This is a genomic window from Bathymodiolus platifrons methanotrophic gill symbiont (assembly GCF_002189065.1).
Lineage (GTDB): Bacteria > Pseudomonadota > Gammaproteobacteria > Methylococcales > Methylomonadaceae > Methyloprofundus.
Map to the genome: position 1 here is coordinate 1 of NZ_BDMN01000093.1, position 7957 is coordinate 7957.

Annotated in this window: 10 protein-coding genes and 1 pseudogene; 10 read left to right on the forward strand and 1 reads right to left on the reverse strand. The window is 40.1% G+C overall.

Annotated features, from left to right (window positions below; all coding sequences use genetic code 11):
• Positions 1-145: 145 nt before the first annotated feature.
• The 10 genes and pseudogenes from gcvH to CDZ78_RS06055 all read left to right on the forward strand — a co-directional run bounded on the left by gcvH (position 146) and on the right by CDZ78_RS06055 (position 7523).
• Positions 146-526, forward strand: a complete 381-nt coding sequence (gcvH, locus tag CDZ78_RS06010; RefSeq protein ID WP_087869190.1) for a glycine cleavage system protein GcvH — start codon at positions 146-148, stop codon at positions 524-526.
• Positions 527-774: 248 nt separating this feature from the next.
• Positions 775-1134, forward strand: coding sequence for a diacylglycerol kinase (locus tag CDZ78_RS06015; RefSeq protein WP_087869191.1), 360 nt, complete (start codon positions 775-777; stop codon positions 1132-1134).
• A 14-nt stretch (positions 1135-1148) separates the two neighbouring features.
• Positions 1149-2081 (forward strand): carbohydrate kinase family protein, encoded by a 933-nt coding sequence (locus tag CDZ78_RS06020; protein ID WP_087869192.1) that lies wholly within the window; start codon positions 1149-1151, stop codon positions 2079-2081.
• A gap of 135 nt (positions 2082-2216) precedes the next feature.
• Positions 2217-2939, forward strand: coding sequence for a HupE/UreJ family protein (locus CDZ78_RS06025; protein WP_087869193.1), 723 nt, complete (start codon positions 2217-2219; stop codon positions 2937-2939).
• Between the two features lie 5 nt (positions 2940-2944).
• Entirely contained in the window at positions 2945-3487 is a 543-nt protein-coding gene (locus CDZ78_RS06030) for a hypothetical protein (protein WP_087869199.1), read from the forward strand.
• A gap of 168 nt (positions 3488-3655) precedes the next feature.
• Positions 3656-4408 carry a YebC/PmpR family DNA-binding transcriptional regulator gene (locus tag CDZ78_RS06035; RefSeq protein WP_087869194.1) on the forward strand — a complete coding sequence of 251 codons (753 nt, stop codon included), beginning with the start codon at positions 3656-3658 and terminating at the stop codon, positions 4406-4408.
• Between the two features lie 3 nt (positions 4409-4411).
• The gene (ruvC, locus tag CDZ78_RS06040) at positions 4412-4912 is read left to right on the forward strand and encodes a crossover junction endodeoxyribonuclease RuvC (protein WP_087869195.1); all 501 of its coding nucleotides are present in this window, start codon (positions 4412-4414) and stop codon (positions 4910-4912) included.
• Entirely contained in the window at positions 4909-5517 is a 609-nt protein-coding gene (gene ruvA, locus CDZ78_RS06045) for a Holliday junction branch migration protein RuvA (protein ID WP_087869196.1), read from the forward strand. The genes ruvC and ruvA overlap by 4 nt, the downstream gene beginning before the upstream one ends.
• Before the next feature lie 148 nt (positions 5518-5665).
• Positions 5666-6986, forward strand: a pseudogene (gene rlmD / locus CDZ78_RS06050) (23S rRNA (uracil(1939)-C(5))-methyltransferase RlmD).
• 3 nt (positions 6987-6989) lie between these two features.
• Complete coding sequence (locus tag CDZ78_RS06055; protein WP_087869197.1) at positions 6990-7523, forward strand: L,D-transpeptidase; 534 nt, start codon at positions 6990-6992, stop codon at positions 7521-7523.
• Between the two features lie 52 nt (positions 7524-7575).
• Here the strand turns inward: CDZ78_RS06055 and CDZ78_RS06060 are convergent.
• Positions 7576-7957 (reverse strand): transposase (locus CDZ78_RS06060; RefSeq protein WP_244559170.1); only part of this gene is annotated, 382 nt, incomplete at its 5' end.

Here is a 7957-nt window from a genome sequence, read left to right on the forward strand (position 1 = left end):
AGTAATCAGTTTAATATTAGCGGCCAATAGGGTAATTTAGGATAAAATGCTTAGCGGTAAATAGTAAATGAATAATCCAGAAAAATCATGGGCAACTGATTTTTCTAAAAAAAATAATAACTAAAAAAATACAGGTGAAGCAAGAATGAGTCAGAACCCGGAAGAACTAAAGTATGCAGTGACCCATGAGTGGGTGAAGTTAGAAGCTGATAATGTGATTAAGGTGGGGATCACAGACTTCGCTCAGGAAGAGCTAGGGGATTTAGTGTATATCGAGTTACCTGAAGTAGGGCGTCAATTAGCTATTGAAGAGCAGTGTGCAGTGGTAGAGTCAGTTAAAACTGCATCAGATTTGTTTAGCCCTGTTGCAGGTGAAGTAATAGCCATTAATGAAAGTCTGGCTGATGCACCAGAGCAGGTTAATGAAGATGCATTTAATACCTGGTTATTTAGTTTAAGAATAAACAATGCTGATGAGCTAGATAGGTTGTTAGATGCTGAGGCATATGAAGAGGCAATTTCTTAGTATTTGTTTGCAGTTGAGAAAAGTGTAGTTTAAATCAGTTATTTAGAGACTTTAGAATTATCCACAAAATCTGTGGATATCTTTGTGGATAGAATGCAATAAACGATGTTAAAGGACTGTAATAGTTGCAGTTTTGTTAAATTGGCCAAAAAGTATACATTCATATAAAACAATAACTTACGATAGTTTCTGTCTTGGCTGTTGACGGAATAAATTAATAACTTTTACTTGACAGGAGTTTGTGGAAAATGGCGGGACAAAATGCAAAAGGTTTTAAACGTATCGTTAATGCGTTCTTTTTTTCAGTCGCAGGGTTTAAGGCGGTTTGGAAACATGAAGAAGCCTTTAGGCAAGAGATAATTCTATTGTTAGTGACGGCCCCCTTAGCCTTTTGGATAACAGTCAATAATATCGAGCGGGTTTTACTTGTAGGAAGTATCGTGGCAGTGTTATTAGTTGAATTATTAAATTCAGCGATTGAAACAGCGATTGATAGAATAGGCCTTGAGCATCATGAACTTTCAGGCAGGGCAAAAGATATAGGTTCCGCAGCAGTTATGTTATCGTTAGCGTTAGCAGCTTTTGTTTGGATGATAATTTTAATTTAAAAAGGAAATAATATATGAGTGCATTGATTTGTGGGTCTATGGCCTACGATACAATTATGGTTTTTCACGATAAGTTTAAAAATCATATTCTTCCTGAAAAAGTACATATGTTGAATGTGTCTTTTTTAGTGCCGGCAATCCGTAGAGAATTTGGCGGATGTGCAGGTAATATTGCGTATAACTTAAAATTATTAGGTGAGCAGCCTAAAATTATGGCGACAGTAGGGCATGATTTTGAACCTTATGCGCAGTGGTTGAGTCAATGTAAAATTTCATGTGCGTATATTAGCAAGCTAGATGATCATTACACGGGGCAAGCTTATATCACCACCGATGAAGATGATAACCAGATTACTGCTTTTCATCCTGGTGCGATGAATGAATCGCATACTAACTCGGTACCCGAGGGTGCAGGTATAGAAGTAGGGATTGTTTCCCCTGATGGTAAATTAGGTATGCAGCAGCATGCACAAGAATTTGTTGATGCCGGGGTTCCTTTTGTTTTCGATCCTGGACAGGGCATGCCTATGTTCAGTGGAGAAGAATTATTGGAATTGCTAGGTTTAGCAACCTGGGCAACATTCAATGATTATGAGTCTGAATTAATGCAGGAACGTACTGGCTTAAGCCTGGAACAGATTGCCGAGAAAGTTGAAGCTTTGGTCATCACTTTAGGTGGCGAAGGCTCTAAAATTTATACTCAAGGTGAATGTATTGATATCCCTTCTGCACAGGCTAAACAGTTAAGTGATCCAACCGGTTGTGGTGATGCCTATCGTGCTGGTCTGTTGTTTGGCATTATGAATGAATATGACTGGCCGACAACAGGTCGTATTGCTTCTTTACTGGGTTCAATAAAAATAGAACATCATGGTACGCAGAACCATAGTTTTACTATGGAGCAATTTAAAGCGCGATATCAGGATAGCTTTGGTGAGTCGTTTTAATTCGCTATACCGTAGGCAGGTACACGTATATAAGCAAAATGCTGGGTTACGTTATCTGCGCTGCGCTTGCTAATCTAACCCAGCCTACAATAATTGATAGCTCCAGGCTTCTGATTGATTGGGAACTAAAAAACCATGTTGAATAGCTGTACAACAAAATATATAAATCCAGTCAGACTTTCTGCTTCACTATCAGTAATGCTACTGACTCTGGTGTGCATATCAGTTGCCGTTGCTCATGGTGTCGATGCTGATACACAGCAGTTTTTACAAGCTAATCAGGGTCTGGCAATAGGCCCTTTTTTGTATATTGGTGCTAAGCATATGGTCACTGGCTATGACCATTTATTGTTTCTTCTCGGGGTTATTTTCTTTTTGTTTCGTACCCGGGATATACTGATTTATGTCAGTCTCTTTACTTTAGGCCATAGTTTAACGCTGTTTTTTGGAGTATTGGGAAATATAGCCGTCAATGCCTATCTAATTGATGCGATCATTGGTTTATCCGTGGTATATAAAGGGTTTGATAATCTAGGTGGTTTTCAGAAATTGTTTGGCTGGCAGCCTGATACTAAAATGGCAGTACTGGTTTTTGGGCTATTTCATGGCTTGGGTTTAGCGACAAAATTGCAGGATTTTGATTTGCCTGAACACGATCTATGGAAAAATTTACTGGCATTTAATGTTGGTGTTGAGCTGGGTCAGTTTCTGGCTTTATTTTTTATTTTAATACTCTTGAGTTTCTGGCGGCGCTTCGATAGTTATTTTAGTTTTGCAGTGCTCACTAATACCTTATTGATGGCTGCTGGTCTGGTCTTGTGTGGCTATCAAATGGCCGGTTACGTACTTACTGAGTAATGCTTATGAATGATGTAAATGTACCAGTCCAATCCTTAAAAACGATGATTATTAGTATGATCAGTGCTGTGTTACTTGCGTTTATTATTTTAGTAGCTTTTATTGGCCCTGCTGAATACGGTATTGATCCAACGGGTTTAGGTAAGTCTTTAGGCTTAACTGTATTAGCCCAGCCCTTACAAGAAAGCGTAAAAAAAGTAGAATCATGCCCTACAGGTGTGCAATTAGCAGATTGGCAAGATATAGTGAAAATCACTATACCTGCTAAATCAGGTCTGGAGTACAAATTTTATCTGCAGAAAAATGCTGAAATTATCTACGCATGGAGCAGTGAGGGTATTTTATATTATGATTTTCATGGGGAACCAGCAGGGGATAAAACCGGTTATTTTAAAAGTTATCGTGAAACGACGGCTAGTGTATCAGAGGGAGTATTAACTGCCCCGTTTACAGGGACCCATGGGTGGTACTGGACAAATGATACTAATAAAGCAATACAGATTACTTTAAAAACCAAAGGTCAGTATAGAGTTAAAGGTTTGATATAATTTATGGAAAATAGGCTTAATAGACCACTCATTGCTGAATACACGGCTAAAGCCTACTCCCTGTTTTTGTGTTAAAATCACTTTTTTTCACACGCCCAGGATCGGGTATTATTGAATTCTCGCTCCTTAAGTTTGTGAATTCAGAAAAAATCGTTATAGAGAGAAATAATGGCAGGACATAGTAAGTGGGCGAATATTAAACACCGTAAAGCAGGTCAGGATGCAAAACGGGGGAAATTGTTCACCAAAATCATTCGTGAGATTTCGGTTGCAGCAAAATCAGGTGGAGCTGATCCGGCTAGTAATCCAAGCTTACGGTCAGCCATTGATAAGGCGCTGGGTGCAAATATGAAGCGTGACACCATTGATAATACGGTTAAGAAAGCAACCGGTGCTATGGATGGTATCAATTATGAAGAAGTACGTTATGAAGGTTACGGAACAGGTGGTATTGCAGTATTAGTTGATTGTTTAACAGATAACCGTAACCGTACTGTGGCAGAAGTACGCCATGCATTTTCAAAAGCGGGTGGTAACCTGGGGACCGATGGTGCGGTTGCCTATATGTTTAACAAAGTGGGCATTATAAGTTATGCCAGTGGCGTAGATGAAGATAGCTTAATGGATGCTGCTTTAGAGTCGGGTGCTGAAGATGTTATCACTAATGACGATGGCTCTGTAGATGTGATGACAGCCTGGGAAGATTATTTGAATGTTAAAGAAGCCATGGTTGCTGCTGGTTATGAGCCTGAAGGTGGAGAAGTTACTATGCAGGCAGAAATTTTGAACCAGCTTGATGTAAATGATGCTGAAAAAATATTGCGCTTAATTGATGTATTAGAAGACCTGGATGATGTGCAAAATGTTTATTCTAACGCAGATATTAGTGATGAAGTGATGGCTCAACTGGAAGATGCTTAACAAGTGACGAGAATTTTAGGTATAGATCCTGGTTCACGCCTAACAGGGTTTGGTGTGATAGACGAAACAGCCACTGGCTATCAATATATAGCCAGTGGCTGTTTGCGTATAAAAGGCGATAATTTTCCCCTGCGCTTAAAGCAGATTTTTGCCGGAATCAGCGATATTGTTGAACAATATCAACCGGCAGAGATGGCAATAGAGCAAGTGTTTATGCATAAAAATGCAGATTCAGCTCTGAAATTAGGCCAGGCACGCGGTGCAGCAATTTGTGCCGTACAATTATTTGATATTCCGGTGTATGAATATGCAGCACGACAGGTAAAGCAAGCTGTGGTTGGGAAAGGCTCAGCCGATAAATTACAAGTACAACATATGGTGAAAATTTTGCTAGGGATAACAGGTGAGTTACAGATAGATGCCAGTGATGCTCTGGGCATTAGTATATGTCACGCTAATTTCCAGCAAACACAAAGACGATTAAAGACAGGCATGCCCTCATGATTGGATTTATACGTGGTAAATTAGTGACCAAAACACCACCTTTATTAGTGTTAGATGTGCAAGGTGTGGGTTATGAAATAGAAGCACCGATGACCACTTTTTATAATCTCCCGCCTATGGGTGAAACAGTCCATTTGCATACGCATTTAGTGGTGCGTGAAGATGCACATATCCTGTTTGGTTTTTCCACAGAAGTAGATAGAGTGATGTTCCGTGCTTTAATAAAAGTAAATGGTGTAGGCCCTAAATTAGCGCTAACCATTTTGTCCGGGCAAAGTGCTGATGAGTTTCATCGTTGTATTCAAGATAATGATACGGCGGCATTAATTCGATTGCCGGGTGTGGGTAAAAAAACGGCTGAGCGCTTGATCATCGAAATGCGTGATAAATTACCCGCACGGGATGAATCCAGTATTGATAATACAAGTTCAGGGCAGGGTAGCGAAAATCAACCAAGAAGTAATGCTAAACAAGAAGCAATCAGTGCCTTATGTGCTTTAGGCTATAAAGCGCAGGATGCCAGTAAAATGGTGCAAGGTATCGCGCAAGAAGATAAAAGTTGTGAAGATATTATTCGTCTGGCTTTACAGGGAAAAGCTAAATAAACTTAGCTTCCCGGCTATAAGAATTTGAAATATAGCATTCAATTCGAGAATTGCTTGTAATAGCAAATAAATACAATGGTACAAGTTGTTGTACTAGTCGCTACTTTTAAGTAGTGGATTAATTATATAAAATAAGACTTAATTTAAAATGGCACGTAGACGATATCATAAGAAAAAGAAATTACCTGAAGATCCGGTAAAAGTAACGATTGAATCTTTGGCTCATGATGGCCGGGGAGTAACGCATGTGGATGGCAAAGTTGTCTTTATCGATGAAGCATTGCCAGGTGAGGAGCTAGAATTTATTTATACGGATAGTCGTAAAGACTACGCCGAAGGTAAGGTTGAAACCTTAATCACTCGTGCGCCTGAACGGGTTGATGCTGAATGTCCACACTTTGGGCGTTGTGGGCTGTAGTTTTCAGCATGTACAAAATGAACAACAGATAAAGTTTAAACAAGGCTTGTTAATAGAGCAATTTAAACGCATTGGTAAAGTTGCTATCGCTGAAATCTGGGAACCATTGACTGGTCCGCATTGGGGCTATCGACGTAAAGCGCGTATGGGTGTTAAATATGTGGCAAAAAAAGGTCGTGTATTAGTGGGTTTCCGAGAAAGGCGCAATCAGTTTTTAGCTGAAATGGAAAGCTGTAAGGTCATGCATCCGATAGTAGGTGAAAAACTAATGGATTTATCGGCTATGATTGGGCAGTTAAGCATTAAGGATAAAATCCCACAAATCGAAGTTGCTATTGGTGACGAGGATTGTGTGCTTGCTTTTCGAGTACTGGAACCTGCAACTGATGAAGATAAAGAAATTATGCGTGCTTTTGGGCATCAGCATAATATTTCTATATGTCTGCAATCCAAAGGCCCTGATACTATAGTGCCGATTGAGGGTGAGCCTGAATTGATGCTGACTTATTCATTGCCAGAACAAGGCATTACATTTCGCTTCAAACCCGCGACGTTTACTCAGGTGAATTATGAAATTAACCGTCAAATGGTTAGCCGGGTCATGCAGGAAATGGATTTTAATGAACAGGATCGGGTTCTGGATTTATTTTGTGGCTTAGGAAATTTTACACTACCAATCGCAACGAAAGCCGGGCATGTTGTGGGAATCGAGGTTAATCATGCTAAAGATAATGCGCAATTTAATAAACTGACAAATGTTGAGTTTTTTGTGGCTGACTTAAGTAAAGATGTAAGTGACCAGGTATGGGCAAGACAAAAGTATAATAAAGTGATGTTAGACCCTTCGCGTGCGGGTGCATCAGAGGTATTACATAATCTTAAAAAGTGGGACCCGGAATTAGTCATGTATATTTCGTGTAATCCTTCAACTTTAGCTCGGGATGCCGGAATTTTAGTTAATGAGTTAGGTTATACTCTGGTTAAGGCTGGGGTTATGGATATGTTTCCTCAAACAGGGCATGTTGAATCGATTGCTTTATTTAAAAAATAAAAGATGCTTAATGATGCTTTACCCAATCGATATATCGAAATATGTATCGCGACACAAACGCTAGATCTGATAGAAAATAATACGGTTATCAATAGCTATCCGGTTTCGACAGCTAAAAACGGGGCTGGAGAAAGAATGGGTTCAGAGTGCACACCAAGAGGGTGGCATAAAATAAGAGCAAAAATTGGCGATAAGCAGCCTTTAAATAGTGTTTTTGTTGGACGGCGAGCGACCGGAGAAATCTATGCACCTGAGTTAAGCCAGGAATTTCCGGAGCGAGACTGGATTTTAACGCGTATTCTTTGGCTGGGAGGTATGCAATCCGGGGTAAATCGCTATGGCCAAGTGGATAGTGCCTGGCGCTATATTTATATTCATGGCTGCCCTGATCATTTAATGCAGGGTAAGCCAGAATCTCATGGTTGTATAAGGATGGAAAATGCTGATATTCTACACTTATTTGATCAGATAAATGTCGGTGAATTGGTATATATTCATCAAGCTGAGCAACCTCTTTTAGCCTCGAATATTGCCTGAAGGATTTTTTTGGGGGGGGGGGGCTAAAGAACTGAAGTTTCCTAGAAATTCATCAAGCGACCATGCGTAACAAAACGGTTACCACCGAATTTACAGGGGAGCTGCTGTATTTGGGGCAAACCCTTTCAAAATCCGGGTCCAAAGCAGCTTCGGCAATGATACGCCGGATATCTGAAAAGGCAAAACTGGTCCGCCCCTTTACTTTGTGCTGACGTTCCGGATTGGTTTTTAAACGATCAGCATAAATCCAGGTTAACGTTGTTGCCATCATACAGAAGTTCAGGTGGTTGGTCACTGCCTGCGCATTACGGCACTGGCTTTTCTGGCTACCTATGTCCTGCTTGAGTTCTTTGAACCCGGATTCGATTTTCCACCTTGCCCCGTAATACTCGATAATCTGTGTGATGGATAAATTTAAATCGGTAGTAAACAAA

Coding starts and splice junctions, on each gene's coding strand:
- CDZ78_RS06020 (WP_087869192.1), top strand. CDS start 1,149: ATGAGTGCATTGATTTGTGGGTCTATGGCCTACGATACAATTATGGTT.
- CDZ78_RS06035 (WP_087869194.1), top strand. CDS start 3,656: ATGGCAGGACATAGTAAGTGGGCGAATATTAAACACCGTAAAGCAGGT.
- CDZ78_RS06055 (WP_087869197.1), top strand. CDS start 6,990: ATGCTTAATGATGCTTTACCCAATCGATATATCGAAATATGTATCGCG.
- gcvH (WP_087869190.1), top strand. CDS start 146: ATGAGTCAGAACCCGGAAGAACTAAAGTATGCAGTGACCCATGAGTGG.
- CDZ78_RS06015 (WP_087869191.1), top strand. CDS start 775: ATGGCGGGACAAAATGCAAAAGGTTTTAAACGTATCGTTAATGCGTTC.
- CDZ78_RS06030 (WP_087869199.1), top strand. CDS start 2,945: ATGAATGATGTAAATGTACCAGTCCAATCCTTAAAAACGATGATTATT.
- CDZ78_RS06025 (WP_087869193.1), top strand. CDS start 2,217: ATGTTGAATAGCTGTACAACAAAATATATAAATCCAGTCAGACTTTCT.
- ruvA (WP_087869196.1), top strand. CDS start 4,909: ATGATTGGATTTATACGTGGTAAATTAGTGACCAAAACACCACCTTTA.